This is a genomic window from Pseudomonas sp. RA_35y_Pfl2_P32 (assembly GCF_963970735.1).
In the GTDB taxonomy this organism is placed as follows: domain Bacteria; phylum Pseudomonadota; class Gammaproteobacteria; order Pseudomonadales; family Pseudomonadaceae; genus Aquipseudomonas.
Genome location: NZ_CAXAQF010000004.1, coordinates 1 through 26,364 on the forward strand (window position 1 = coordinate 1; position 26,364 = coordinate 26,364).

Genomic DNA, 26,364 nt, shown 5'->3' on the forward strand with positions numbered 1-26,364 from the left:
AACCGCGTGCCTGTAGCTGCCGCGCCCAATGGTGCGCACCGCCACAACTTTCCATGCCGATCTCACCGCCGGGTTCGATCTTCTCCAGCACCGTTTGCAGCCAGCGATCACGAGGTAAACGTTGCCGCCAGACTGGCCGCTCATGACAATCCACGCCGTGGATCTGAAACACGTTCTTGGCCAGGTCGACCCCAATGCGCATAAGCTTCATGTGTGGACTCCTTCTCACTGTTGACTGTGGTTCGCACTTTCAGTCTGGCACTCAAGATGCCGAGGTGAGGAGGAGTCCATCCCATTGCTTCTGGCCGATTCTGTTGAAAAAGTCGGCCATGGTTTCCACGGTAGAAAAGTACGCGCTTGAGATTGAAATCTTTACATTGAGCAGAGGATTCCGGACTCGGATTTCGCGTAGCAGCGCGCAAAAAAGGCGTTTTCAGTGGTCAGTATGTGGGCAGTCCAAAAGAACCGACTTTTTCAACAGAGTCGACCGAAAGCGGCCGCTGGCTGGCTCCAATGATGGATTGGGCTTCCCCCCTCCCGCGCTTCGCTGTGGGGCCAGGACAGGTTGATCCTTCGGTTATGGTTAGCTGCCGCGCACCGACCACGGTTGCCCGACGCGCTCAAGCGCAGGCATCAACCACCCTCAGCCAAGGCCAGCGTTGCTGATAACTCTGGGCCTTCTGGATAAACAACTCGGGCTTGGGGTTTTTCGGATTGATCCGCAACACCCCCTGCTCCGTGTCGTCCAGGCCATGGGGGGCGTAGAGTTCGCCGGTGGTGATGTCCAGGCCGATGCAGGTGCCGGCGATCAGGTAGCGGTCGACGCCGTCTCGGGTGGAGTGCAATTGCGGATAGTCGCTGCCAAATCGCTGGCGGTACCACAGGTGGACGCGGGCCTGGTTTTTGAATTCGATGTTGACGTCGAGGTCGTGGAACAAGCGGCGGCCGGCCTGGATCACCTGGTCTTCGGCTTCCCAGGACAGGTCTGGGTCGAAGTAGAAGATGTCGTAGTCCTTGACGCCCCAGTCCAGGGGGCGCTGGGCCTGTTGGTTCCAGATGGCCTGGAACAGGCAGCCGGCGGTGAGCATGCATTGGTCCAGGCCGAGCGTCGGCAGACGGGTGGTGATGAGTGCGTTGGTTGGGTTGGCCAATGCGACTTCAAGCAGGGTTTTGGCCGTCAGTGTCATGTTGATCCTGGGTTGTGGGTGGGCTCCGGGGGCTGGCGCTAGCTTAGCGTTGGAGGGGAACAGTTCCCACCCATTGGTAGCCCTCCGCTGCCGTGCGAGACGCTCGAACAGGCTGCGAATGCAGGAAAGTACAGGCGTTTGCTGGCAGATTTTTCTGCTTTGCTAGTATTAGCGAACGGCCTCGACACCGACGCCGGCGGCTTGCCCAGTCGGCCGACACTTCCCTGGTTTGGCTTCACCCCTCTTAACCTGCCTGAGCCCATGGAGTTGCAATGCGCATTCCATTCATTTACGCCTTCTCAGCCCTCCTGTTTGTCAGTGCTGCGGCCAGCCAGGCACAAAGCGTGGCGCCGGCCGCCAGCCCCCCCATTGCAGCCCCGGTCACGGCGCCGACCAAGGACCCGGTGTTTACCCAGGAGCAGTTGGACCAGATGCTGGCGCCCATTGCCCTGTATCCCGATCCGCTGCTGGCCCAACTGCTGATGGCCAGCACCTACCCCGGGGAAATCGCCGAGGCGGTGACCTGGTCCAAGGCTCACCCGGACGCCAAGGGCGATGACGCGGTCAAGCAAGTGGCGAATCAGCCCTGGGACCCGAGCGTGCAGGCGCTGGTCGCGTTTCCCCAGGTCATGGTCACCCTGGGCCAGGATCCGGTCTGGGTGCAACGCTTGGGAGATGCCTTCCTGGCGCAGCCCGACGATGTCATGGACGGCGTACAACGCTTGCGCCGCCAGGCGCAAACCGCCGGCAACCTGCAGAGCAACCAGTACCAGAACGTCACGGTCCAGGCCGCCGCACCGGCACCAGCCCCGCCCGCCAGCTCCAGTAGTTCGGCACCTGCCCCGGCCAGCAGCACCTCGACCATCATCATTCAGCCCGCCGACCCGCAGGTGGTGTACGTCCCCGCCTATAACCCGACCACCACCTACGGCACCTGGCCCTATCCGGCCTCGCCGCCGGCCTACTATCCGCCGCCCCCCACTTACTACCCGGGCTCGGCACTGATGGCCGGGCTGGCGTTCGGCACCGGGGTGGCGATCGTCGGGGCGTTGTGGGGCGATTGTGATTGGGACGACCACGATATCGACATCGACGTCGATCGCTACAACAACATCAATGCCAACAACCGTATCAGCCACAATCAGAACACGTGGCAGCACAACGCCGCGCACCGCAACGGCGTGCCCTATCGCGACAACCGCAGCCGCCAGCAATACGGTCGCCAACTGGACGGTGCCACTCAGCGTGAGGCCTACCGCGGGGACAACGCCCAGCGCGCCCAGGCTCGGGAAAACGCCCGCCGTTCGATGGACCAACACGGGATCGAACGCCCCGCCACCAGCAACCGCGAAGCCCGTGACCGGGTGCGCGAGGCCCAGTCCGGCGCCTCGGCGGGCAACCGCCTGCAAGCGGGTAACGAGCGGCCACGGACCACGGACCGCAGCCAGGGCACGCCCAGGACCACCCGCGACAACCAGCAATCGAGCAAGCACAACCCGCAGGTCAATCAGCGTGACCCGCGTCCCGCGCAGGCCCGGCAAAGCACAAAAAAACGCCCGGCCGCCACTCAGGGCACGGCGCGCAACAATGCCTTTGCCGGGGCGCGCGCTCCGTCCCAGGTCAACGCCCAAGCCAATCGTGGCCGCGCCAGTCAATTGTCCGCACAGCGTCCCAGCGCCTCGCGAGCCGTCGGCCATCAGGTCAGTCGGCCAACCAGCGCACCTGCGCGTCAACGGGGGAGCCGTCGTTGAACAACCATCCTCGTATCAAGCCACTTACCGGCCGACTCCTGCATACCCTGGCGCTGACTGCCGGCCTGGCCTGGTCGTGCCTGGCCAGTGCCCAGCAGGAATTTGCCACGCCCGAACAGGCCGCCCAGTCGTTCGTCGAGGCACTGGGCAGCAAACACGCCGATCACCAGCGCCTGACGGAATTACTGGGCAATGAATGGCGCAGTTTCATCCCCCGCGAAGGCGCTGAACGCCAGGATGTCGATGCGTTCATCAAGCAGTACCACGAACAGCACCAGATCGAGAAAACCAGCGACGGCAAGGCGCTGCTGTCAGTGGGCAGCGACCACTGGACGCTGCCGATTCCCCTGGTCAAAAGCGCCAACGGTTGGCGCTTCGATATCCAGGCTGGCAGTGCCGAAGTGCGGGCCCGGCGCATAGGCCGCAACGAGCTCTCCGCGGTGCAGGCGGCACTGGCCTATCACGATGCGCAGATGGAATATGCGTCAATCGACCGTGACGGCGATGGCGCCCTGGAGTATGCGCAAAACCTCTTCAGCCACCCGGGCCAGCATGACGGGCTCTACTGGGCAGACGACGACAGCGGCCAGATCAGCCCGTTGGGCCCCTCGTTCGGCAAGACCGTCGGCGGTGAAGACTGGCACGGTTATCACTTGCGCATCCTGCATGGCCAGGGACCTTCGGCACCGGGCGGTGCCTACAGCTACCTGATCGGCGACAAGATGAGCCGGGGGTTTGCCCTGATCGCCTGGCCGGCGAAATACGCCGACACCGGGGTGATGAGCTTCATGATCAGCCATGACGGCCAGGTGTTCGAAAAAGACCTGGGGCCGGACAGCGAGAAGCTGGCCCAGGGCATGCCCCTCTTTGACCCGGATGACAGCTGGAAGGAGGTCAGTCCGGACGAAGAGTAGCGCGCAGGGCTCGGGAACCGCGCGCTAGACCAGGTTGCGCTGACAGGACATTAACGCCAATTGGCGCTTGCTGACAGGTTCGGGCGAGCTGTTGGCATGCTGGCCATTATTGAGTCGAACCGGTCTCCCAGGTCCATGGCTGCATAGCCCAGGGAGTCCGCATTCTGCGCAGCGAACCGTGCCCCCAATGTCCGATCGTCATTGACCATGGTGGCGACGTCGGAGAGTGTCAACAACTGGTTGTTCCCGTATAGCATCGTGTCGGCGAGGGCATCATCGTCCTCCACCGTTTCAATGTACGGGATTGGGTAGTTTTTCAGTGCGGCGATTTTTTTGAACATAGCCTTTGCATCTTCAATCTCGCCAACCCGTAACCCTTCACCACTCAGGATACGAGTTGAGTCACGTGCGGGATATTTGTCAATCAGATAGAAAAAATCTTCCGAGCCAGCCCCGTCGAGGCCTATATCGGAATCCAGCTCGACGTGGGTGACTTCGTGGACCAATGTGAGCGCCTGGACACGCGGCGTGGCGTTCTGATCAAAAAACTGTTGATACACGCTAATCTTTTCGGCACTTTGAACCCATCCAGCCAGCGAGTCGCTTTTGATCAGTGTTTTGTCAACAAACTTGTCTTGCACGCTCCCCGACATCAACCCGGCGTATCGACTGAGAATACCTTCGGTCTTTGTCCAAGCAACAATGACCTCATCCCGTACCGTACTATGCTGCGGGCCAAAGTAGGTTTGCATGATATCGCTCACCTGCTGGGGCATGGACTCAAGCAGGTAACGAGCACGGGCGACAGCATCCCTGCCCGTCGTCAAAGCCGTGATGATCTGTTTTTTTTCACTGGCTGAAAACAACCCGTCAACGTCCCGCTTGGTGCCCGGATTGTTAGCGACGAAGCCGTACAGGTTTAACCCATCGATATCGCCCGCGGGGTCAGGGTTAAGCCATCGGCTGAGCCAGGGTGCGTAGTACCTGAAGCCGTAGTAATAGAGTCCCGTCGCGTCACGCTCCTTGCCTGAGTAGCGCCGCGTCTTGCCGTCGGCCTCCACCGCGCTACGCGCCGCCCACCAGGCCGTCCCGCCATACGGGTAGTAACCCTCATGACTGATCACAGCGCCCTGACTGTCCAGCTCCAGGATACTGCTGCCCAAGTGGTCGCCCTGGCTGTAGCGTAATTGCGCTGGCGGCAGGACCTTGCGGCTGCGCTGCCACTGCAGTCGCTGGACCGTGCAGTACCCGGTTTGCACCGTCGCCACCTGCAGGGTTTCACCCGTGGCGCTGTTGGTGCGCAACTCCAGCCCTGGCAGGTAGCGGACCTCAGCCGAGTGCTGAACAGCCTTGGCCTGCTGCACCCGGACCTTACGCAGGCGTTGTCCGTCGGCACCGTACACGTAAACCTCAACGTCATGACTGCCGTCTGGCCGGACCACCTGCGTGACCCCGCGCAATTGGTTGCGCCCATCCCAGGTCATCGCCTGTGCGCCTTCCAGCAACAGAAGGTTGCCGTTGCCGTCGAAGCTGTTGACTAGGTCCGGTGGATGGGCCGAGTCGAGTTGATAGCGACTACGATTACTGCGCTCGGCGACCCGCATCGTGCGGGTCGCCGCCTGGCTGTGCGCCAATTGCAGCAGGTTGCCCCCGGCGTCATAGGTGTAGGCCTGCGTGTAGCGACGCCGCCGGCTGGTATCGCCGCCACCGGGCAGCGTCACCGGCGGCAGGTCCGGGCCGATACCCGCCTGAGCACTCTCTAGACCCGTCGCCTCGATGAGTTGGCCAAGCGTGTCGTAGCGGTAGGTGCACAGTGGCTCGAGCTGCTCGCCGTTGAACCAGTCGGTGGCCTGGGCGTGATCGCGCACGCTCAGCACGCTACCCACCGGGTCGTAGGCATACGCCAGGTCTTGCAGAATCTGGTCCGGGCGCCGAACCCGCAGATGCTGCAAGCGGCCATCGTCATCCGAATACACGGCGGTGGTGGTGACCCCATTGTTGCCGGCCTGCGCCGTCACCTGGCCCGAAGCGTTGTACGCCAGTGAGTGCTGCACCAGCGTGGCTTGCGACTCGCCCGCCGCCTGCAGGCCTATCTGGTGCAACTGGCCGGCGACATCGTAGGCGCTGGTCTGTGTGTTGCCGACAGCATCGGTCTGGCTCAGTTGCCCGCCCAGGGCATCGTGTCTCCAGCCAGTGGTGTAGACCACTGCAGCCTCCTGGCCGCCCTCCAGCAATGCCTCACGCCCCGCTATGACTTCAGGCCAGTCAGGCATCTGCAGGGCGCTCAGGAAACGCTGAGTCTGAACCAGTCCTTGGCCCAACAGTCCATAGTCGACGAACGCACGGCTACCGGCCGGGTCGTCATGGCGGATCGCCCGACCACAGCGGTTGGCTGCCGCCTCTTGCGGACCACCGTAGCCCAGACGCTCCACACAGCGCGATGCCTCACCGGCCAGTTGCTCGTGCTCGCTGGTGGGACGTAGTTGGATGTCATACACCGTTCGCCGGTGCGAACCGCGCCCGTCCCAGCCCTCCACGGCCTGCCCTGCATCACCGAACAGGGCTATCCGCCAGCCGGCATCCACGCTCTCGGAGCACAAGAACCGTCCGGATAAGCCGTACGCCAAGCGCAGATTCGGCTCGCCGCTCGCGCCGCCGTCGGCCCATAGTCGCGCGTCCCATTGGGCAGTCAAATCGCCCTGCGCGTCGAACCCTCGACGTGCCACTCGCGCCTCAGGCCTTAGCCCTGCCTCCAGTCGGTGGTAGGCCACATTCATCACCACCAGGCCGCGCGGGTCGATAACCGCGAGGGCGGGCGTGCCGCAGTGCAGGGCGAGGTCCATCGGTTACCTCCTTGTACGGTGATCTCGGTAGAACAGGCTATTTGATGATATTAGTCGGATTATTCCGCCCCCCCACGCCCACCGACCGACAGCCTCTTGGGTCATCCTGCACAGCTTCGTCAAAGCTGCCCCAGCGCACCTCCCCGCACCGCTCATAACGGGTGAGCAGCACGCCGCCGGGGGTGCTGCTCGACTCCACCAAGGTGAAAGCCGCCGCTTGGGCGCTGTGGTCGAACAGGCGCTTGCCCTTTCCCAGTACGAGGGGAAATATCATCAGCCGCAGTTCGTCCACCAGGCCTGCGGCCAGCAGTTGGCGCACCAGGTCGCCGCTGCCCTGGGTCAACAACTGGCCGCCCTGCCCCTGCTTGAGCGCGTGTATCGACTCCGCCAGGTTGCCCTGCAATCCATGACTGTTGTGCCAGGCCAGCGTATCGGGGTGATGGGTGGCGACGTGCTTGGGCACGCGGTTGAACAGCTCGGCGATGTTGCGGTGGCCGGCGTCGTCCTGGCCGTGCTGCGGCCAATAGGCCGCGAAGATGTCGTAGGTTCGGCGCCCCAGCAGCAATTCGAACGGCTGGGAAAACAGTGCCTGAATCGCCTGGCCGGACTCCGTGTCGGCGTAGGGCACGATCCAGCCGCCGTAGCGAAAGCCGCCGAAGGTATCTTCCTGCGGCCCGCCGGGGGCTTGCATCACGCCATCGAGGCTGATGAACGCAGCAACGATCAGTTTGCGCATGGCTGTCTCGTGCCAGGGCCTGGTGCAACATCCGCGGCGCGCCTCACTCCTCTTCTCTCAACGCGATGATCCGCCCGGATTTTTCGGCGGCCAGCAGCGTGGCATGGTCGGCGGCATTCTGGTTGGCATAGGCGATGGAAAATTTGCCGATGGCCTGGTCGAAGGAGTCGGTCTTGCCCAGGTAACCACTGATAAATGCCGCATCGCCGGATTTGGCGTGGGCACGGGCCAGGGTCAGGCCGCACCACTGGGCGTACATTTTTATCCGGGCGGCGGATACGCCTTCGATGGGCGCGGACATTTTCATGTCGCGCAACTGCCGTACAAAAAAACAGCGACCATTCTGGCTGCGGGTCCAGCCCAGGAAGATGTCACTGGAGGACTGCATCAGGCGCTGCCCGGTGACCACCCGCTGGCCCTGGTTGTCGTAGTCGCTCTTGCCGGCATAGGGCGCCAGGACCGAGGGACAGGCCTCCTTGAATTGCAGGAGCAACGGGTGATTTTCCGCGGAAAAAAACAGGCCGACAAAACAGTAGGTACCGACGCTGCCAATGCCCACCGCCTTGACCGCAATGTCTTCCAGGCGGTAACGATCGAACAGCACGCGCCGCTCATGGGGCAGTGACAGTCGATAGTCCTGCAGCGCCAGATGGACGTTGCGCACGAAGCCCTTTTCATACACATGAAACAGGATCGGCGGTTGATCGATCAGGCGCCGGCGCCCGCCGACTTCACCGCTGATCTTGGGGTAGAGGTAATCGCCGACCCGCATCCTGGCCTTGGCGACCACCTGTTCGCGGATTTTCTTGATTTGCGCATTGGGTGCCATGTCGACGATCGTTTGCGCGTCCAGGCGGTCGTACCAGACATCCATCGGGTTCATCCTGGAAAACCTGCGCAGATTCTCGCGGTAGGCGCCCACGCAGCCGGCGGCAATGGCGCGCGCCTCTTTGTCGCCGAGGTCGTTGTCACGCGCGGCCACGGCAAAACTGATCGCCAGGCGTTTGACATCCCACTCCCAGGGCGCGGGCAGGGTTTCGTCGAAGTCGTTGATGTCAAAGATCAGGTTGCGCTCAGGGGTGGCGAACAAGCCGAAGTTCATCAGGTGGCAATCGCCACAGGCCTGTACGTGGATGCCGGTAGTCGGGGTAGCCGCCAGGTCATGGGCCATCAACCCGGCAGAGCCGCGCAAGAAGGTGAAGGGGCTGCGCAACATGCGGCCATAGCGCACCGGCACTAGGTTGGGCAGTCGATAGCGGTTGGATTCTTCGAGCAGCTCGATGGCATCCCGCTGCTTGCGCACGGGCTTCCATGGGGCATGAAGCCCGTGGGGCAGCCGCTCGCGCAGTAACGCGCCGGCGTACAAGCGTTCCTTGCGCGACTGAAAGACCCGTTCGTCCCCGGCGTCGTCCGACGGCTCAGGGTGGCTGGCGGCAGGCCTGCTTTTTGGCGGGGGCATGTCCACTCCTACGCTCAACGAAGTGTGATTCGCTTGGGCACAGGACCTGATAATTCGACTGTTCCATCAGCCCGCAGAAAACAGGTGCGGCGGTAGGCTTGAAAGCGCCAAAGCTAATGGTTCAAGCGTAGCAGCTCTTGTCCTGGTGGCCATCATGGAGAGCAACGGAATAACCCTGGGTAAAGGGTGTCAATCAACCCGCCCCGGGGCTCCAGCGGCGCCCGACAGGCGAACGCGACGCCGTAGCGTCACGTTCGCCTGGCACTCAGTGCGGGGCGCGGACGATGGTCTTGAGCAGGTCCGCCGGGCTGATGTGCCCGACCACCTGCTGCTGCACACCACTGCCCGGCTGCGGCAGGTCGAGGATGTGGCCCTTGATCTTGCCGACCACGTGCATCTCGCAGGGTTTGCAGTCGAACTTCAGGGTCAGCACTTCGTCGCCGTGGATCAACTGCATCGGCGCGACCTTGGTGCGCACGCCGGTGACGCCCTTGGCCTGTTTCGGGCACAGGTTGAAGGAGAACCGCAGGCAGTGCTTGGTGATCATCACCGGCACCTCGCCCGTCTCCTCGTGGGCTTCGAAGGCCGCGTCGATCAGCTTGACCCCGTGGCGATGGTAGAAGTCCCGGGCTTTCTGGTTGTAGACGTTGGCCAGGAACGACAGGTGAGACTCCGGGTACACCGGTGCCGGCGTGGTCTCGGCCTTGCGCCCGCCCCGTGGGTGGGCGTCGACCCGGGCGGCGGTCAGGGCTTCGATGACGTCGCGGCGCGCCGCCTTGAGCTGGGAGTTGGGGATGAAGTAGGCCTGGGGCGCATCCAGCTTGATCGCTGCGGCGTGGTACTGGGTGGTGCCCAGCTGACCGAGCAGGTCGCGCAGTTGCTCCAGGGCCTGCTCCGGTTTGTTGGCGACGCCGAACGGGCCTTCGAGGGCAACGCTGGCACGGATGCCCTCCTCGCTGGTGGCCGTCAATTCCAGGCGTTCCTCACGCAGGCGCACGTTCCAGTCAACGCCCACCCGGCGTTCGGCGGAGGTCTTGAGCAGGGCTTGCTGCCAGTTGTGGTCCAGGTTGCGGTTAAGCGGATGATTGGGCCGGGCCTTGTACAGGTCCGCGGGCATCTCGTTGGGCTCGACGCGGTAGCGGTAGCGCTTCTCGCCGTCTTCCTCGAACTCGCCCTTGGCCTCGGCGATGTTGGCCCGAAAGCCCACCACTTCGCGCTTGATCAGCACGTTGAGGCCGTCGCCGTTGGACAGCGGCTCTTGCGTGACCACTTGCAGGTCACGCTTGCCGACTTTCTCGACGATGCCCACCGGCAGGCCGGTGAAGGTCGGCGTGTCGAACGCACCGATGTCGATCTTGCGGTCACTGACGAAGTAGTCGGTGCTGCCACGGTGGAAGGTCTTTTCCGGGTCCGGCACAAAGAAGTGCGCGGTGCGGCCGCTGGAGGCGCGGGCCAGGTCCGGGCGGTCTTCGAGCACATCGTCCAGGCGCTGGCGGTAGTAGGCCGTGATGTTCTTCACGTAGCCCATGTCCTTGTAGCGCCCCTCGATCTTGAACGAGCGCACGCCGGCTTCCACCAGGGCGCGGATGTTGGCGCTCTGGTTGTTGTCCTTCATCGACAGCAAATGCTTCTCGAAGGCGACCACACGCCCCTGGTCGTCCTTGAGGGTATACGGCAGGCGGCAGGCCTGGGAGCAGTCGCCCCGATTGGCGCTGCGACCGTTCTGCGCATGGGAGATGTTGCACTGGCCGGAAAAGGCCACGCACAAGGCGCCATGGATGAAGAACTCGATCGCCGCGTCAGTCTCGTCGGCAATCGCGCGGATCTCTTGCAGGTTCAGCTCGCGCGCCAGCACCAGTTGGGAGAAACCCGCCTGGTCGAGGAACTTCGCCCGGGCCAGGGTGCGGATGTCGGTCTGGGTGCTGGCGTGCAGCTCGATCGGCGGGATATCCAGCTCCATCACCCCCAGGTCCTGGACGATCAGCGCGTCGACGCCGGCGTCGTAGAGCTGATGGATCAGCTTGCGGGCCGGCTCCAGCTCGTTGTCGTGCAGGATGGTGTTGATGGTGGTGAACACCCGGGCATGGTAGCGCCGGGCAAATTCCACCAGGCCTGCGATCTCGCTCACTTCATTGCAGGCGTTATGGCGCGCGCCGAAACTCGGGCCGCCGATGTACACGGCGTCGGCGCCATGCAAAATGGCCTCGCGGGCAATGGCGACATCGCGGGCGGGGCTGAGTAATTCCAGATGATGTTTAGGCAGGGACATATTTTTTTAGTCGGCTTGTCACGGTCAGGCGCGCATTGTAGCGGCGAATCTCCTGAGCGGCACCCGTGTGCTGCAAGGTGGCGGCCATTGCCAGGGCAAAGCCGCCGTCCAAGCCCACCGACTCAGGCCTTGGCAGCCATCGCGGTGACTTCCACGCGCATGCCTTCAACAGCCAAGGCGGCCACGCCCACGGCGGCGCGTACCGGCCATGGCTTGGCGAAGAAGCGCTGGTAAACCTCGTTGAAAGCCGCGCGGTCGGCCATGTCGGTGAGGTAGATAGTCAGGTGCAGCACCCGGTCCATGGAACTGCCGGCCTTTTCCAGCGCGACTTTCAGCGCCTGCAAGGTGCACTCGCTCTGCAGCACGATATCGCCCAGTTCCAGGCTGCCGTCGGCACGGGTAGGAATCTGGGTCGAGACCAGCAGGCCGGCGAAACCGACGACGTCGGAAGAGATGGAATCGGCATCCGGATCAGGGATGAAGGTCAGGTCTTGGTTAGCCATGGGTGCTCCTGCTTGAGGGGGAAAAAGTCCCGCAGTCTACCGCCCCCTCGCGCCAACGCTGAGTGATCCGCCGGAAAAAATCCGAGGCACGGAAAAACCCGCGTCACGGCCCAGGCCGGCGCAGCAGATTTTACGAGACAGATATGTAGAGAAAATGGCAGGGGCGGCTGGATTCGAACCAACGCATGGCAGGATCAAAACCTGCTGCCTTACCGCTTGGCGACGCCCCTGTAGATGTAGCGACGAGTGCCGGGCACTCACTTGCTGAACCCTTGCACGACTGACGACCGGTAAAGGCCAGTGCAAGAATGCGCGGAAATTTACCAAGTTTGTTTGGATCTGGGAAGCTTTTTTTCAACAAATTTCTTTGAAAACAGCTACTTGCTCATAAGTCATGGCGGTTACCGGCCCTGCGGGGCAGTTTTCTCCCGCTTTTGCTCGGCCAGACTTGCACTTGCCGACAGTCAGCTAAGCTTTGAGCAGCTCATTGCACACGATGCTCATGCTGCAGGTTTTGGGGTTTTCTGGAGAGCGTCTGCAACGACTGATCAGACTGCCCTCCTCCTTGCCGCAGGATTTGCCGTGATGACCGAGCCCCTCCTAAGCTTCGAATCACTCAAGCGCGCCGCTGCCAATGGCGAAATCGATACCGTGCTGGTGTGCATGGTCGACATGCAGGGGCGCCTGGTGGGCAAGCGTTTCCAGGTCGAGTTTTTCATCGACAGCGGCCACGAAGAAACCCACTGCTGCAATTACCTGCTGGCCGACGACATCGACATGGAGCCAGTGCCCGGTTATGCAGCCGCCAGCTGGAGCAAAGGCTACGGCGACTTTGTGCTCAAGCCCGACATGAGCACCCTGCGCCGCGTGCCCTGGCTTGAGTGCACGGCCCTGGTGCTGTGTGACGTGCTCGACCATCACCATCGCCAGGACCTGCCCCACAGCCCGCGGGCAATCCTGAAAAAACAGGTCGAACGCCTGCGCCAGCGCGGCTACACCGGTATGTTCGCCTCGGAACTGGAGTTCTACCTGTTCGACGAAAGCTACGAGGCGATCCACCAGCGCAACTACCACCAGCCGAAAACCGCCGGGCACTACATCGAGGACTACAACATCCTGCAGACCACCCGTGAGGAGCCGGTGTTGCGGGCGATCCGCAAGCACCTGCAAGCCTCGGGCATCCCCGTGGAGAACTCCAAGGGGGAATGGGGGCCGGGGCAGGAAGAGATCAACATCCGTTACGCCGATGCCCTGACCATGGCCGACCACCACGTCATCATCAAGCACGCCTGCAAGGAGATCGCCCAACTGCAGGGCAAGGCGATCACCTTCATGGCCAAGTGGCGCTACGACGCCGCCGGTTCCAGCAGCCACATCCACAATTCACTGTGGGACAAGAACGGCAAGAAGCCGCTGTTCTTCGACGCCAAGGCCGAGTTCGGCATGTCAACACTGATGCGCGCCTGGGTGGCCGGGCAGCTCAAGTACGCCAACGACATCACCTGTTTTCTCGCGCCCTACATCAACTCCTATAAGCGCTTCCAGGCCGGCACCTTTGCGCCCACGCGAGCCGTCTGGAGCCTGGACAATCGCACCGCCGGCTTTCGCCTGTGCGCCGAGGGCAGCAAGTCCATCCGCATCGAATGCCGGATCGGCGGTGCCGACCTCAACCCCTACCTGGCCTTCGCCGCCCTGATCGCCGCCGGCCTGGCCGGGATCGACGAGCAGCTCGAACTGGCCCCGCCCTTTGCAGGCGATGCTTATGTCGACAGCCATTTGCCGGAAGTCTCCAAGACCCTGCGCGAGGCCTGCAGCGCACTCAAGGGCTCGGGCATGTTGCGCGAGGCGTTCGGTGACGACGTGATCGACCATTACGTGCACACCGCCGAATGGGAGCAGAAAGAGTACGACCGACGGATCACCGACTGGGAACTGCAGCGCGGCTTCGAGCGCTATTGAGACCGCCATGACGTCGACTATCCAACTGATTTCCCCGGTCGACGGCCGGGTCTACGCCGAGCGCCAGCGCGCCGATGCCGGGCAAATCGAGCAGGCCCTGGCAAGCGCCGCCCGCGCCCAGGCACTGTGGAAACGCCGCCCGCTGGATGAACGCGCGGCGTTGTGCAGCGCCGCCGTGGACGCGATGCTGGCGATGCAGGCCGAGATCGTCCCGGAGCTGGCCTGGCAGATGGGCCGGCCGGTGCGTTTTGGCGCGGGCGAGCTACGCGGCTTTGCCGAACGGGCCCGGCACATGATCGCGCTGGCACCGCAGGCCTTGGCGGCGGTGGAGCCTGAACCAATCGCCGGCTTTCGCCGCTGGATCAGTCGCGAGCCACTGGGCACAGTGCTGGTGGTCGCGCCCTGGAACTACCCCTACCTGACCGCCGTGAACAGCATTATTCCGGCGCTGATGGCGGGCAACAGCGTGATCCTCAAGCACGCCTCGCAAACCCTGCGGGTGGGCGAGCGTTTCGCCGAGGCCTTTCGCCGCGCCCATCTGCCCGAAGGGCTGTTCCACAATCTGCTGCTCAGCCACCTGGACACCGGGCAGATAATTGCTGGCGGTCAGGTCCAGCGGGTCAACTTCACCGGTTCCGTGGGCGGCGGCAGGGACATGCAACGGGCGGCCGTCGACGCCTTCATCGGCGTCGGCCTGGAGCTCGGCGGCAAGGACCCGGCCTACGTTCGCGCGGACGCCCACCTCGACCACGCGGTGGAGAACCTGGTGGATGGCAGCTTCTTCAATTCCGGGCAAAGCTGTTGCGCCGTCGAGCGCATTTACGTCGCTGCCAGCCTCTACCCAGCCTTCGTCGAACGCTTTGTCGCCCTGACCCGCCAGTACGTGCTGGGCAACCCGCTGCACGAAACCACCACGCTGGGCCCGATGGTCACGCCCCAGGCCGCGGATTTTGTCCGCGGACAAATCGCCCAGGCCCTGGCCCAGGGTGCCCGGGCCTTGATCAACGCCGAAGATTTTCCCGCCGACGTGCCGGGCAGCGCTTACCTCGCGCCCCAGGTCCTGGTGGACGTCAGCCATCGGATGGCAGTGATGCGCGACGAAAGTTTTGGCCCGGTGGTCGGCATCATGCCGGTGGGCAGTGACGAGGAGGCCCTCGCCCTGATCAACGACAGCGAATTCGGCCTCAGCGCCTCGATCTGGACCCAGGACCTGGCCGCTGCCGAGCAGTTGGGCCACGCGATCGACACCGGCACCCTGTTCATGAACCGCTGCGATTACCTGGACCCGACCCTGGCCTGGACCGGGGTCAAAAACAGCGGGCGCGGCGTCACCCTGTCGAGCCTGGGCTATGAGCACCTGACCCGCGCCAAATCCTTTCATCTGCGCCACGAGATCTGAACCATGAGCCTGACGGGAAACTGGAACTACCCCACCAGCGTGCGCTTCGGTGTCGGGCGCATTGCCGAGCTGGCCGACGCCTGCCGCAGCCAGGGCATCCAACGCCCGTTGCTGGTCACCGACAGCGGCATGGCACGGGCGCCGATCACGGTCACGGCAGTCGACGCCCTGCGCGCGGCCGGCCTGAGCGTGGCGCTGTTCAGTGATCTCAAGCCCAACCCGGTGGAAGCCAACCTGGCCGGTGGACTGGAGGCCTGGCGCACCGGCCAGCACGACGGGGTGATCGCCTTCGGCGGCGGCAGCGGCCTGGACATGGGCAAGCTCATCGCCTTCATGAGCGGCCAGAGCCGGCCGGTCTGGGACTTCGAAGACATCGGCGACTACTGGACCCGCGCCGACGACAGTCGCATCGCCCCGATCATTGCCGTGCCCACCACCGCCGGGACCGGCTCCGAAGTCGGCCGGGCCGCGGTGATCATCGATGAACACAGCCACACCAAGCGCATCATTTTCCATCCGAAAATGATGCCGCGGGTGGTCATCAGTGATCCGGCCCTGAGTGTCGGCATGCCGGCCAAGGTCACCGCCGGCACCGGCATGGATGCGTTTGCCCACTGCCTGGAAGCCTATTGCGCCCCCGGCTTCCACCCCATGGCCGACGGCATTGCGGTCGAAGGCATGCGCCTGGTGGCCGGGGCTTTGGTCCGTGCCGTGCGCACCCCAGCGGACCTCGAAGCGCGGGCCAACATGCTCGCGGCCGCCGCCATGGGCGCCACCGCCTTCCAGAAAGGCCTGGGCGGCATGCACGCGCTGTCGCATCCGGTGGGGGCGCTGTACGACACCCACCACGGCATGACCAACGCCACCTTCATGCCCTATGTCCTGAAGTTCAACCGCCCGGCCATCGAGGAACGCATCACCCGCCTGGCGGCCTACCTCGGCCTGCCTTCCCCCGGGTTCGACAGCTTCCTGGCGTTCGTCCTCAAGTTGCGCAAGGACATCGACGTGCCCCATACCCTGATCGAGCTGGGGGTGGATGATCGCCAGGCCGACCTGATCGCCGACATGGCCGTGGCCGACCCCTGTGCAGGAGGCAATCCGTTGCCACTGACCCGCGAGGGCGCAGCACAGATATTCGCCGCGGCCTACCACGGTCGACTCTAAGAGCAGCCACCTGGCCATGGCCCATGGCACCTCGGGGGCAAGCGGCGTTGAACAAAACCACGGGAAGTTGAGCCGGGTAGATAGCGGTGGGAGCCTGCTCGCGACTGATGCTGTGAGCCGCACAGAGTTGGCTGAAATTGAGACGACCGGACAGGTAGTCGGCAGGGCGCAACCCTAAGCCGCCGTGACCGCAGCAGCGGATATGCCCCCAAAGCCAGGATCAAAAGATCGCAGCCTTCGGCAGCTCCCACACCACCATCAGACACCACGCGCCATCGTTAGGAAACAGCACGAACAAGGCTGCCGCCAGTTCGAGTCCGAGGCTCCCTGGCGGAGCCCGGACTCAACCCGCCTGGCCCGTGACCACCCGGGCGTTGCGCATGAACAAGGCCCGTACCTTGTCCCAGAAGCTGCCCCCCAGGACAAAAAAGCTGCCGACCAACATGGCATCGCCCAGCAACTGGATCTGCCAGACATTGGGCCGCAAGCCCGGCCAGAGGCTGTCGACGTAGGGTTCCAGGACCGAGGAGATCAGCGGCAGACAGAACATCACGATGCCGATGGCATGGCGCACCGGCCCCACTTCCACATCGGCACTGGGTGCCAACCCGGAGACGTAGCCGAACAGGCTACGCTTGACCCGCTGGAAACCGGCCTTGCCCATGACGGCGATCACCAGGATCAGCAGGATCTTGTTGCTGATGAACAGCGCGCCGGTCAGGGCCGCAACTTTCGAACCTGCGACCCCGAGCGACGCCGCGATCGGCACCATGGCCCAGGAGCCGAGCATCACGCAGATGATGCCGATGCCCAATTTGAAGCGCCAGCCGACGGCAGGGGTTTGAGCGACATCCTCGGGGGTCTTCATGAACCGCGTCCCTCACTTGAATTCACGCGCGTTGGCAACCGTCAGGGGGTGACCTGATAACCCTTGCCCTGCAGGCAACTGGTATAGGCGGTGGAGCTGGTCGAGGCGCTGGTCTTTTCCTGCTCGCGGCGCTCCTGCCGTTGCCGCGAGCCTCCCACCACCACGCCAGCGGCGGCGGTCTGCTTGGCGCGGTTTTGACGATAGTCCTGCTTCACATCGTCGTCGACCCGGTCGTACACCTCGTCATGCTGGTTGCCGCGCACCGCGGCCCCCGTCGCACCGGCTGCGGCACCGACAGCGGCGCCGCGCAGGCGCCCCCCGGAAGCCGAGTGGGTGCTGGTGCTCTGGCTGGCCGCGACGTTATGGCATTCACTGATATCGAGCTGGGTTTGCTGTGCGCTCTGACCCTTTGTCGGCACCACCGTTTCCGCCCATCCCAGGGTACAGGCAAGCGACAAGGCGGCGCACAGGCTAATGGATGACAACCTACTCATGATGACCTCCCACAGGCCGTTGCACCGGCTCGGTGCAGTCAATCCAGTGTAGATCAACCACGGTTACCCTCCTCGACAAAAATGCCCCCTAAAGTGGCCGCTGCGCCACCACCGTCAGGGCCGTCGACCTGGCCAGCAGGTAATAAAGGATGCCCGGCACCACCAGGCCGACGATCCAGGAAATATCCACCCCGCCCAACTGCGCGACCATCGGCCCGGAATAGAAGTGGGTGTCGACAAACGGCAACTGGATCAACACGCCAATCACGTAGACGCTGATGCCCAGCACGTTCCAGCGCCCGTAGCGGCCCGCAGGGTCGGACAAGGCCGGAATGTCGTAGCGCTCCTTATTGATGAAGTAGTAATCCACCAGGTTGATCGCGCTCCAGGGGGTGAAGAAGGTCAGCAGGAACAGGATGAAGTACTTGAACGAGTTGAGGAACGAGTACTGCCCCAGCAACGCCAGCGTGGTCGACGCCGCGACAATCAGCAGCACGAACACCATGCGGTGCCGGGCCGTCAGCTGCAGGCGGCTGCGGAAACCACTGATGATGGTGGCCACGCACATAAAGCTGCCGTAGGCGTTGAGGGTCGAGACCGTGACCTTGCCCAGCACCACGCTCAAATACAGCAAGGAGGCGATCACGCCGGTACTGCCCAGGCCGACGATGGTCGCCACTTCATGCCCTCGGAAACCGGCCCCCGCCAACGCCGCAGCGAACACCCCCAGGACCATCGACGCCTGGGCGCCGAGCACGGTGCCCAGGCCGACGGCGGTGAAGGTTTTCCAGGACGAGGTGTTGCTCGGCAGGTAGCGCGAATAGTCCGCCACATAGGGGCCAAAGGCGATCTGCCAGGAGGCCGAAAGCGACACCGCCAACAGGAAGGTGCCCCAGGCAAAGTGGCGGTTTTCCAGGAGCAGGCCGATGTCATTGAGGGTCAGCAGCCGGGTGAACAGGTACACAAAGGCAATGATCCCCAGCACGCTCGCGACCTTGCCCACCAGGTGGATCACCCGATAGCCGAAGATCGTCAGAAACGCGATGCACGCGGCAAAGATCAGGATCCCGGCGCTGTCGCTGACATGAATCAACTGGGCAATCGCCTGCCCCGACAGCACCGCGCCCGTGGCGCTGAAACCCAGGTACATCAGGCACACCAGGACAATCGGGATGGCCGCGCCATAGACCCCGAATTGCACCCGGCTGGAAATCATCTGCGGCAGGCCCAGCTTCGGCCCTTGCGCCGCGTGCAGGGCGACCACCGCCCCGCCCAGCACCTGGCCGAGCAACAGGCCGATCAGCGACCAGAACACGTCGCCGCCCAGCACCACCGCCAGGGCGCCGGTGACAATCGCGGTGATCTGCAGGTTGGCCCCCAGCCACAGGGTGAACTGGCTGTAGAGGCTGCCATGGCGTTCGGATTCGGGGATGTAGTCGATCGAGCGGGTCTCGATCAGTGGATTGCGCTTGGAACTCTCGATGACCTGGGTCATGAACGGCTTTTCCTTGAAGGAGCAGACACTGTTGTTGTTATTGCGGCGTCGACTTAGAACGCCTTGCTGGCAGTGACCACGACGGTGGCCGTGCACAGGTCTTCATAGCCATACCAGCTGGCACATTCGCTTTTTTTCAGGTTGGTGTCGACATAACTCAGGCCCCAGGTGACGCCCACGAACTCACGGCTGAGCTTGGCCTCCCATTCGTTGTAGGCCGAACGCCCGTTGCCATTGGTGGCCAGGAAGGCTTGATCCTTGGTGTCGTTGCGCCCCAGGCGCAGGTCCAGGCTGACCTCGGCCGGCAACAGCAGGGTGTAGCCCAGATAGGCATACAGGGTGTCCTGGTCTTGGCCAAACACATTGGGGGTGTCGTTGGAGTAGAAAGCCCCCACTTTGACCCCATACAGGTCGAGGATGGCGTAGACCTCACTGAGGTTGAATTGGCCCTCCTTCGGGTAGTCGTACTTGACGTACCCCAGGTCGAGGCTGATGGCGTCGGTGGCCTGCCAGTAATAACCGGCGTAGTACTCCACTTCCTGGCGGGTCTTGTAGTCATAGCCAAAGTCCACATTCGAGGTCCAGGCGCCCAGGTACAGACCGCTGCTGTGTTGCAGCGTGGCGCCGAACTGCAGCGCCGGGTCGCCCAGGGTCTGAGAGATGCCGCGGCTGCGGTAGTCACTGGCGGCGGTCAGGCTCATGTCCAGGCTGAAGTCGTCGTTGAGGGGCAACGCCTGGCTGGTGATGGGCATCAGGACCAGGCTGGCCAGGGCGAAGCGTGAAAGTGCGTTCATGGAAAACCCTTGTTGTTATGAGTGTGCGGGTTATTGCAGGCACGACGTTGCCGGGCACCTTGTCAGGCAAGGTGCCCGGCGGTCTGGAGGATCACGGGGTGTGGGGGTAACGTGGCTCAGGACGCGGGGGCGTACACCTGCTTGCCGGCGAAGAAGGTCTTGAGCACCTGGGTGTCGAACAACTCGTCGTCACTGACCTTGAACACATCGCGGTCGAGAATGATCAGGTCGGCCTGCTTGCCCGGTGCCAGCGAACCGATCTTTTGCTCCAGGCGCAGAGTCTTGGCGGCGTTGAGGGTATAGGCGTAGAACATGCTCTGGCGATCGAGGCTCTCCTTGGCATTCAGCACCCCCAGCGGGCCTTTGCGGGTACTGGCCTGGGCGATGGCATTGAACGGATTGGGACCGGACACCGGCCAGTCGCTGCCACCGGCAATCACCGCGCCGGCGTCATGCAACGAGCGGGCGGGGTACTGGTAACCGTAGGCAAACGCACTGATGTAGGGCTTGACCAGTTCCACCGTGTAGGACTCGCCGGTGGCCCACAGCAGTTGCATCGAGGCGATCACCCCCAGTTGCTTGAAGCGCGGGAATTCCTTGGGGTTGACCAGTTGCAGGTGCGCGATGCTATGGGGCACCGGCGTCGGGCTGAGCGTGCGCGCGTAGGCCACGCCATTCAGGGCTTCACGCACCGCACGGTCACCGACCGCATGCATGTGCAGAATCCAGCCGTGTTTCTCCGCCGCCACCACCAGTTCACCGAAGTGCTCCGGGTCGATCAGCAACTGGCCATTTTTTTGGCTGTTCTTGAAGGGCACGATGACCGCCGCCGTTTGCCCGGGAAACTCGAGAATGCCATCGGCAAACACCTTGATCCCGGGGAACGTCAGGTTGGGTACACCCTCGAACTGTTTCATCACCGTGGCCAGGACTTCCAGGTCCGCCGGCCGGCTCTTGGAATTGGTCAACATCAAGGCCGCAACGTGAGCGCTGAGCTCACCCTTCTCGGCCAGTGCCCGGTACAGCGGCAGGACGCCGGTACTGTCGGCGGTCGCCTTGAAGTCGAGCAGGGAATCGCCACTGCCGGCGTTCGCCGCCGCGTCCATCCAGGCGGTGACGCCATATTGGTTGTTGACCCTGACCGCTTCACGCGCGGCCTTGAGCATGGTGTCTGCGCTGGGGGCGGGAATCTGGCTGCGGATCTGGTCCCAGCGCGATTCAGCAAAATAGCCGTTGGGGGTGAAATCCGCCTCGTGCCCGACAAAGCTGCGGTCCTGCTCCGACATGCCCTTGACCAGGGCCGCGTCGATCTGCAGGCGCTTGAGCATGGCGTTGTTGGCCCAACCGGTGTGACCGTCGATACCGCTCAGCACCAGCGGCTGATCGGCCCAGCGCCCCTGGTTGAAACGCTGGCCCAGTTCGCGGTTTTTTTCCCAGTAGGCCGAACTGGCCCCGGCAATGTTGATCACGTCACCGGCCCGGGCGCGCCCGGCCTGGTCCTGCTCGATGATCCATTGTTCGAGCTCCGCCAGCGGCTTGACCTCGTCCAGCAGGTTGGCGCCCATGCTGTCGAAGGCCGCCACCACGGGGTGGCTGTGGGTGTCGATCAGCCCCGGCATCAGCACCTTGCCCGCCAGGTCGATGCGCTGGGTGTTGGCGTCGGCCAGGGCCTGGATCTCGGCGTCGCTGCCCACTTGCAGGATCTTGCCATCTTGCACCGCCACCGCCTGCACCAGCCCCTGGCCGGGCTCTGCGGTAAACACCTTGCCATTGAACAGCACCAGGTCAGCCGCGGCCATCGCCGGTACCGCCGTCAGGGCCAGCGCAGCGGCCAACAGGTTGGGAATCAATCGTTGCATCGGGACGCTCTCTTGTTGTTATCGGGCTGGCATCACCCTATAGAACGCACGCGTAGAACGGACCTCTACAAATGAGGAGGGGGTACACAAACCGTGGTGCGACGTTGCACCTGTGGAGAGAGAACCTGCTTGCGTAGTGACCTCTGGGCCGCTACAAAGTCGTGTAGATACCTATGCAGCGATGAGGCAGGCACAGCCAACAACCAAGGCACCTGACACACCGCTATCGTCGGAACGCCGCCCGGAGCAAGCTCGCTCCCACAAGTTTGCTGCGTGTCAGCTGTTGGAGCGCAACGCCGAGCCCAGTTCAACCTTGCTCTTGACCCCCAACTGCACGTAGCAGTTGCGCAGGTAGGTGCGTACGGTGGCGGGGCTCAAGGTGAGGATCCTGGCGATTTCCTTGTAGGAGTGGCCCGCGGCAAACAGCATCGCCGCCGTGCGTTCGCGGGGGGCCAGAACCACCCCGCGCGGCGGCGCTTCCAGGGACAGAATCACATGCTCGGCATTCGGGCTCAGGGTCAGGGCGCAGCGGCCCAGGCGCATCACACAGGGCACCTTGGCCAGTTGCGCGATGACCTGGGGCGGCAGGATCGAACCGTTCCAGCCTGGCACTTCGCGGCCAATCGCGGCACATAACTGCGCGCCCACGTACAGCAGGCTGCCGTCCGGGCGCGCCACGCCGAAATCGCTGGCGCCGTTGCCGGTGTCGAGGCGGATCATGTCTTGCACTTGGAATCGCCACAGCTGCAACAAGTGATCACAGAAGGCCTGGAACAATCCGGCCTCGCACTCATTGAAGGTCGCATCGCCGACGCCTCGGTACAGGCAGACAAAAAAGTACAGGCCGCTTTCAGGCAACTCGAAGGTGATGCTCATCAGGTGATAGAGATCATGCCGGCGGGCGAAGTCGTTCACTTCCTCGCTGGGGTCGGTGAACTCGCTGTCGCGCATCACCTGCCCCAACCGGGTAAAGGTGTCATTGGCGAAGCAGTCCAGCTCCGCCACCTGGCTCCACTCCTGGACAAAGGACTCCGGCAGGTCGATACGCCCGTGCATCCAGCTTTGCGGCGGCGCGCTGGCGTGGGAGGCCGACATCTCGCCCCACCACCCCGAGGCAAATGGCACCAATTGGCGAAAAGCCTGCAAGCCCTCGGCAATGAAGTGCGAGCCGCCCCGCTCCCGCGCAACCCGTGCCAGCTGGAGCAGGCAACTATTAAATGCCTCGAGCGTGGCCATCGACATCTGTGCAGCGCTTGACTCACCCGCAACCATCACGACAACCCCGACTACTGAACAAGCCTGACGTACCTGAGCGCTGGACCATGCCACAGGCGGCGCAACAGCGTCCAGCCGGGTCATTGCGGACACTGAGTAAAAAGGCGTTGTGTTCCCCCGATCACGAATGTTATGTTAATAACACAGTAACAATAAATGACATAAACATAACAATCCCGTACCTGGCGCGCCCCTATGTCCATGGAAAAGAACAGTTTTCTGCAGTTGCTGGAACTCAAGTTCTCCAGCCTGACCCCGACCGGCAAGCGCATCGCCAGTTACCTGCTCGGCAATCCCGAGCAATTGCCGTTCGAGTCGGCCGACAGCATCGCCCAGCAGACCTCCACCACCGGAATTTCCGTGGGGCGGTTCTTGCGCTCCCTGGGTTACCAGAACATCGATGAGGTCAAGCAGAGCCTGCGTGGCGAAGCACCGACTTCCTGGCTGATCACCGACCGGATTGCCGCCTTCCGCGCCGAAGCCAATGCCGACGATGCCCTGGAGCGCTCCCAGCATCGCGAGATCGAAGCAATCCAGATGGTCTACGCCCTGGCCCGCAGTGAGACCTTCGGCCAGATCGTGCAGCGCATCTACGAAGCCGATGCGGTGTTCATTCTCGGGATCCAGTCCACGCGGGGGATCCTCACGGCCTTCCACAGTCACCTGGAATACATTCGCCCCAAGGTCTACTACGTCGATGGCCTGTCGGGCATCTATGCCGAAACCCTGAACTCCGGTTTCGACAACCCGTACGCCATCATTGCCGACTTTCGCGCGTACTCCAGCGTGACCCAGACCTTCTGCGACGCGGCGATCGACAACGACCTGCCCCTGGCGCTGATCACCGACCTGCAATGCCCCTGGGCCCGTGACTACCCCCTTGACCTGTTGCAGTTGAAAACCGATGTCGGGCAGTTCTGGGACTCCCCAGCGCCCCTGGCGTGCCTGTTGAACCTGATGGTGTCGGCCGTCGCGGAGAAATACGGCGAGCGCCTCGATGAACGCCTGGCCAGGAACCGCCAACTGCAAAAAGCCTTCGGCCAGTTCGAAGGCTGATCCCCCGCCCCACTGAATCCCAACTGGAGTGTTTGCGTGAGCCACAGCCCCCTTGTAGAAATTGACGCCCAGCGTTATCAGGTGCAAATCGATCTGATCTACGCCAGTGCCGACAACCTGGCTGGAAAAGTGATCTACCCAACGGCGCGCTGCCTGTTGCACGCCGCGGCCGCCGAGTGCCTGGACAAGGCCAGCCAACTGGCGCGCCTGGCCGGTTATACCCTGCGCATCTATGACGCCTACCGCCCGCCGTATGCCCAGTACCTGTTATGGGAAGCCTTGCCCAACAACGACTACGTGCGCGATCCCCACCTGGGCTCGCACCACAGCCGCGGCGTGGCCGTGGACCTGACCCTGGTGGACAGCGACGGCGAGCCGCTGGACATGGGCACGGCCTTCGACGCGATGGAAGAAAAGTCCCACCAGTTTTACCCCGACCTGCCAGCGAGCGTGCAGCGCAATCGCCTGCTGCTGCTGGGGATCATGCTCGGCGCGGGCTTCCAGGCCATCGCCACCGAGTGGTGGCATTTCGAGTTGCCGAACGCCGACGACTACCCCCTGCTGGAGGAATGAACCACCCCTGGCCAAGACGTACCGAAGAAACCGCAGAGTTTCTGCCGCGACCTACAACAACAAAAGGCTCCACCCCTGCTTCACCTGCTACTGCCCGGTTATAGATTTTATAAAAACAAACCTGACGTACTTCCATACATCGAATGATCAAGGAAACCGGCATGACCCCAATCACCACCGTGACCCGCAAACCTTTCCCCGGCGTCGGCAAACTGCTGCTGAGCGTGCTGTGCAGCGCGCTGAGCCTCGGCGCCTGGCAGGCCGCCACCGCCGCCGTCGCCCAGGACACCCTGGTCATCGGCAAACCCGCCGACCCGCAGACCCTCGACCCGGCCGTGACCTTCGACAACAACGACTGGACCATCACCTACCCGTCCTACCAGCGCCTGGTGGGCTACAAGATCGAGGGTGACAAGAGCAGCACCGAAGTCCAGGGCGACCTGGCCGAAAGCTGGACCGTTTCCCCGGACAACCTGGTCTGGGAATTCAAGATCAAGCCCGGCAACAAGTTCGATGACGGCGCCAGCGTGGACGCCGCCGCCGTGAAGTTTTCCTTCGACCGCCTGATGACCCTCAAGCAGGGGCCGTCCGGCGCGTTCCCGGAAGACATGGTGGTCGCCGTGATCGACCCGCAGACCATCCGCTTCACCCTCAAGACGCCGTTCGCCCCGTTCCTGTTCACCCTGGCCCACAACGGCGCTTCGATCGTCAACCCGGCCGTGGCCAGCAAGGGCGCCGACACCAACGCCTGGCTGTCCAGCCACACCGCAGGTTCCGGCCCTTACCGCCTGAGCAATTGGCAGAAAGGCCAGTCGCTGACCATGGAACCCAACCCGCACTTCGCCGGGCCCAAGCCTGCGCTGAAAACCGTGGTGCTGAAGATCATCGCCGAGCCGTCGGTGCGCCGCCTGCAACTGGAACGCGGTGACCTGGACATCATCGAGGACATGCCCGAAGACCAACTGGGCGCACTCGCCAGCAAGCCGGGCGTGGTGGTCAAGGAGTTCCCGTCGCTGCGGGTGACCTACCTGTACCTGAACAACAAGAAAGGCCCGCTGACCAGCGTCGACGCCCGCCGGGCAATGACCGAAGCGGTGGACTACAACGGCATCGTCAAGGGCATTCTCAAGGACAAGGCCAAGCTGCTGAACGGGCCGATCCCGGATGGCATGTGGGCCTACGACAGCTCCCTGCCCGAGATGAAGCAGGACATGGCGGCCGCCAAGGAGAGCCTGGCCAAGGCGCCGCAGAAGATCACCAACCTGAGCTACATGTACTCGGACAAGGACGCCAACTGGGAGCCGATCGGCCTGACCCTGCAAGCGGCCCTGGCACCCCTGGGCATCAACCTCAAGCTGGAGAAAACCGCCAACGCCACCTTGCGTGAGCGCGTCGGCCAGGCCGACTACGACATCGCCGTGGGCACCTGGAGCCCGGACTTCGCCGACCCCTACATGTTCATGAACTTCTGGTTCGACTCCAAGATGCAGGGCCTGCAAGGCAACCGTTCGTTCTACAGCAATCCCCAGGTCGACACCTTGATCCGCGAGGCCGCCACCACCAGCGACACGGCCAAGCGCGTCGAGCTGTACCAGAGCGCGCAAAAAATGGTGCTCAAGGACAGCGTCTACGCCTACCTCTATCAGAAGAGCTACACCCTGCCGATGCGTGATTCGGTCAAGGGCTACGTGTTCAACCCGATGCTGGAACAGGTGTTCAACCTCGCCGGCATGAGCAAGTAAATCCGCTCCCTTGCGCCAGTCAGC

At 63.2% G+C, this 26,364-nt stretch carries 20 protein-coding genes, 1 tRNA gene and 1 pseudogene; 8 read left to right on the forward strand and 14 right to left on the reverse strand.

Going from position 1 to position 26,364, the window contains the following annotated elements:
- Positions 1-211 (reverse strand): annotated as a pseudogene (locus AACY45_RS04970) (IS110 family transposase); the annotation flags it as partial.
- Between the two features lie 409 nt (positions 212-620).
- Positions 621-1,187 (reverse strand): nucleotidyltransferase family protein, encoded by a 567-nt coding sequence (locus AACY45_RS04975; RefSeq protein ID WP_339544430.1) that lies wholly within the window; start codon positions 1,185-1,187, stop codon positions 621-623.
- Positions 1,188-1,459: 272 nt separating this feature from the next.
- On the opposite strand from AACY45_RS04975, the gene AACY45_RS04980 reads away from it, so the two are divergent.
- Together AACY45_RS04980 and AACY45_RS04985 are read left to right on the forward strand one after the other, a co-directional pair.
- Positions 1,460-2,938 carry a DUF3300 domain-containing protein gene (locus AACY45_RS04980; protein WP_339544431.1) on the forward strand — a complete coding sequence of 493 codons (1,479 nt, stop codon included), beginning with the start codon at positions 1,460-1,462 and terminating at the stop codon, positions 2,936-2,938.
- Positions 2,935-3,852 (forward strand): DUF2950 domain-containing protein, encoded by a 918-nt coding sequence (locus AACY45_RS04985; protein ID WP_445261162.1) that lies wholly within the window; start codon positions 2,935-2,937, stop codon positions 3,850-3,852. Before AACY45_RS04980 ends, AACY45_RS04985 begins: the two co-directional genes overlap by 4 nt.
- Before the next feature lie 50 nt (positions 3,853-3,902).
- Here AACY45_RS04985 and AACY45_RS04990 read toward each other — a convergent pair whose 3' ends face one another.
- The 6 genes from AACY45_RS04990 to AACY45_RS05015 form a co-directional block, all read right to left on the reverse strand.
- A complete protein-coding gene (locus tag AACY45_RS04990) occupies positions 3,903-6,695 on the reverse strand; it encodes an RHS repeat domain-containing protein (RefSeq protein ID WP_339544432.1) in 2,793 nt (930 codons plus the stop codon).
- Positions 6,696-6,732: 37 nt separating this feature from the next.
- A complete protein-coding gene (locus AACY45_RS04995; RefSeq protein ID WP_339544433.1) occupies positions 6,733-7,431 on the reverse strand; it encodes a dihydrofolate reductase family protein in 699 nt (232 codons plus the stop codon).
- Between the two features lie 43 nt (positions 7,432-7,474).
- The gene (locus AACY45_RS05000) at positions 7,475-8,647 is read right to left on the reverse strand and encodes a DUF2252 domain-containing protein (RefSeq protein ID WP_339544633.1); all 1,173 of its coding nucleotides are present in this window, start codon (positions 8,645-8,647) and stop codon (positions 7,475-7,477) included.
- A 508-nt stretch (positions 8,648-9,155) separates the two neighbouring features.
- On the reverse strand, positions 9,156-11,159 hold the full coding sequence (locus AACY45_RS05005) for a peptidase U32 family protein (protein ID WP_339544434.1): 2,004 nt from the start codon (positions 11,157-11,159) through the stop codon (positions 9,156-9,158).
- Between the two features lie 122 nt (positions 11,160-11,281).
- Positions 11,282-11,662 carry a RidA family protein gene (locus AACY45_RS05010; protein ID WP_339544435.1) on the reverse strand — a complete coding sequence of 127 codons (381 nt, stop codon included), beginning with the start codon at positions 11,660-11,662 and terminating at the stop codon, positions 11,282-11,284.
- Positions 11,663-11,817: 155 nt separating this feature from the next.
- Positions 11,818-11,892: transfer RNA gene (locus AACY45_RS05015), tRNA-Gln, on the reverse strand.
- 355 nt (positions 11,893-12,247) lie between these two features.
- Between AACY45_RS05015 and AACY45_RS05020 the strand changes: the two genes are divergently transcribed.
- From AACY45_RS05020 to AACY45_RS05030, 3 genes are read left to right on the forward strand one after another with little or no spacing between them, the layout of a single operon-like run.
- Positions 12,248-13,621 carry a glutamine synthetase family protein gene (locus AACY45_RS05020; RefSeq protein WP_339544436.1) on the forward strand — a complete coding sequence of 458 codons (1,374 nt, stop codon included), beginning with the start codon at positions 12,248-12,250 and terminating at the stop codon, positions 13,619-13,621.
- Between the two features lie 7 nt (positions 13,622-13,628).
- A complete protein-coding gene (locus tag AACY45_RS05025) occupies positions 13,629-15,020 on the forward strand; it encodes an aldehyde dehydrogenase family protein (RefSeq protein ID WP_339544437.1) in 1,392 nt (463 codons plus the stop codon).
- A 3-nt stretch (positions 15,021-15,023) separates the two neighbouring features.
- A complete protein-coding gene (locus tag AACY45_RS05030) occupies positions 15,024-16,184 on the forward strand; it encodes an iron-containing alcohol dehydrogenase (protein WP_339544438.1) in 1,161 nt (386 codons plus the stop codon).
- Between the two features lie 343 nt (positions 16,185-16,527).
- Here AACY45_RS05030 and AACY45_RS05035 read toward each other — a convergent pair whose 3' ends face one another.
- From AACY45_RS05035 to AACY45_RS05060, 6 genes are all read right to left on the reverse strand, one after another.
- Positions 16,528-17,052, reverse strand: a complete 525-nt coding sequence (locus AACY45_RS05035; protein WP_339544439.1) for a transporter suffix domain-containing protein — start codon at positions 17,050-17,052, stop codon at positions 16,528-16,530.
- A gap of 41 nt (positions 17,053-17,093) precedes the next feature.
- Positions 17,094-17,546, reverse strand: a complete 453-nt coding sequence (locus AACY45_RS05040) for a hypothetical protein (protein WP_339544440.1) — start codon at positions 17,544-17,546, stop codon at positions 17,094-17,096.
- Positions 17,547-17,634: 88 nt separating this feature from the next.
- Entirely contained in the window at positions 17,635-19,041 is a 1,407-nt protein-coding gene (locus AACY45_RS05045; RefSeq protein ID WP_339544441.1) for a purine-cytosine permease family protein, read from the reverse strand.
- 53 nt (positions 19,042-19,094) lie between these two features.
- Entirely contained in the window at positions 19,095-19,835 is a 741-nt protein-coding gene (locus AACY45_RS05050; protein ID WP_339544442.1) for a TorF family putative porin, read from the reverse strand.
- Positions 19,836-19,951: 116 nt separating this feature from the next.
- Complete coding sequence (locus AACY45_RS05055; RefSeq protein WP_339544443.1) at positions 19,952-21,694, reverse strand: amidohydrolase; 1,743 nt, start codon at positions 21,692-21,694, stop codon at positions 19,952-19,954.
- A 276-nt stretch (positions 21,695-21,970) separates the two neighbouring features.
- Positions 21,971-22,930: a helix-turn-helix transcriptional regulator gene (locus AACY45_RS05060; RefSeq protein WP_445261165.1), complete on the reverse strand. Its 960-nt coding sequence runs from the start codon at positions 22,928-22,930 to the stop codon at positions 21,971-21,973.
- 234 nt (positions 22,931-23,164) lie between these two features.
- On the opposite strand from AACY45_RS05060, the gene AACY45_RS05065 reads away from it, so the two are divergent.
- From AACY45_RS05065 to AACY45_RS05075, 3 genes are all read left to right on the forward strand, one after another.
- Positions 23,165-24,025 (forward strand): MurR/RpiR family transcriptional regulator, encoded by an 861-nt coding sequence (locus AACY45_RS05065; RefSeq protein WP_339544445.1) that lies wholly within the window; start codon positions 23,165-23,167, stop codon positions 24,023-24,025.
- 36 nt (positions 24,026-24,061) lie between these two features.
- Entirely contained in the window at positions 24,062-24,598 is a 537-nt protein-coding gene (ddpX, locus tag AACY45_RS05070; RefSeq protein WP_339544446.1) for a D-alanyl-D-alanine dipeptidase, read from the forward strand.
- 161 nt (positions 24,599-24,759) lie between these two features.
- Positions 24,760-26,340 carry an ABC transporter substrate-binding protein gene (locus AACY45_RS05075; RefSeq protein ID WP_339544447.1) on the forward strand — a complete coding sequence of 527 codons (1,581 nt, stop codon included), beginning with the start codon at positions 24,760-24,762 and terminating at the stop codon, positions 26,338-26,340.
- The last annotated feature ends 24 nt before the right edge of the window (positions 26,341-26,364 follow it).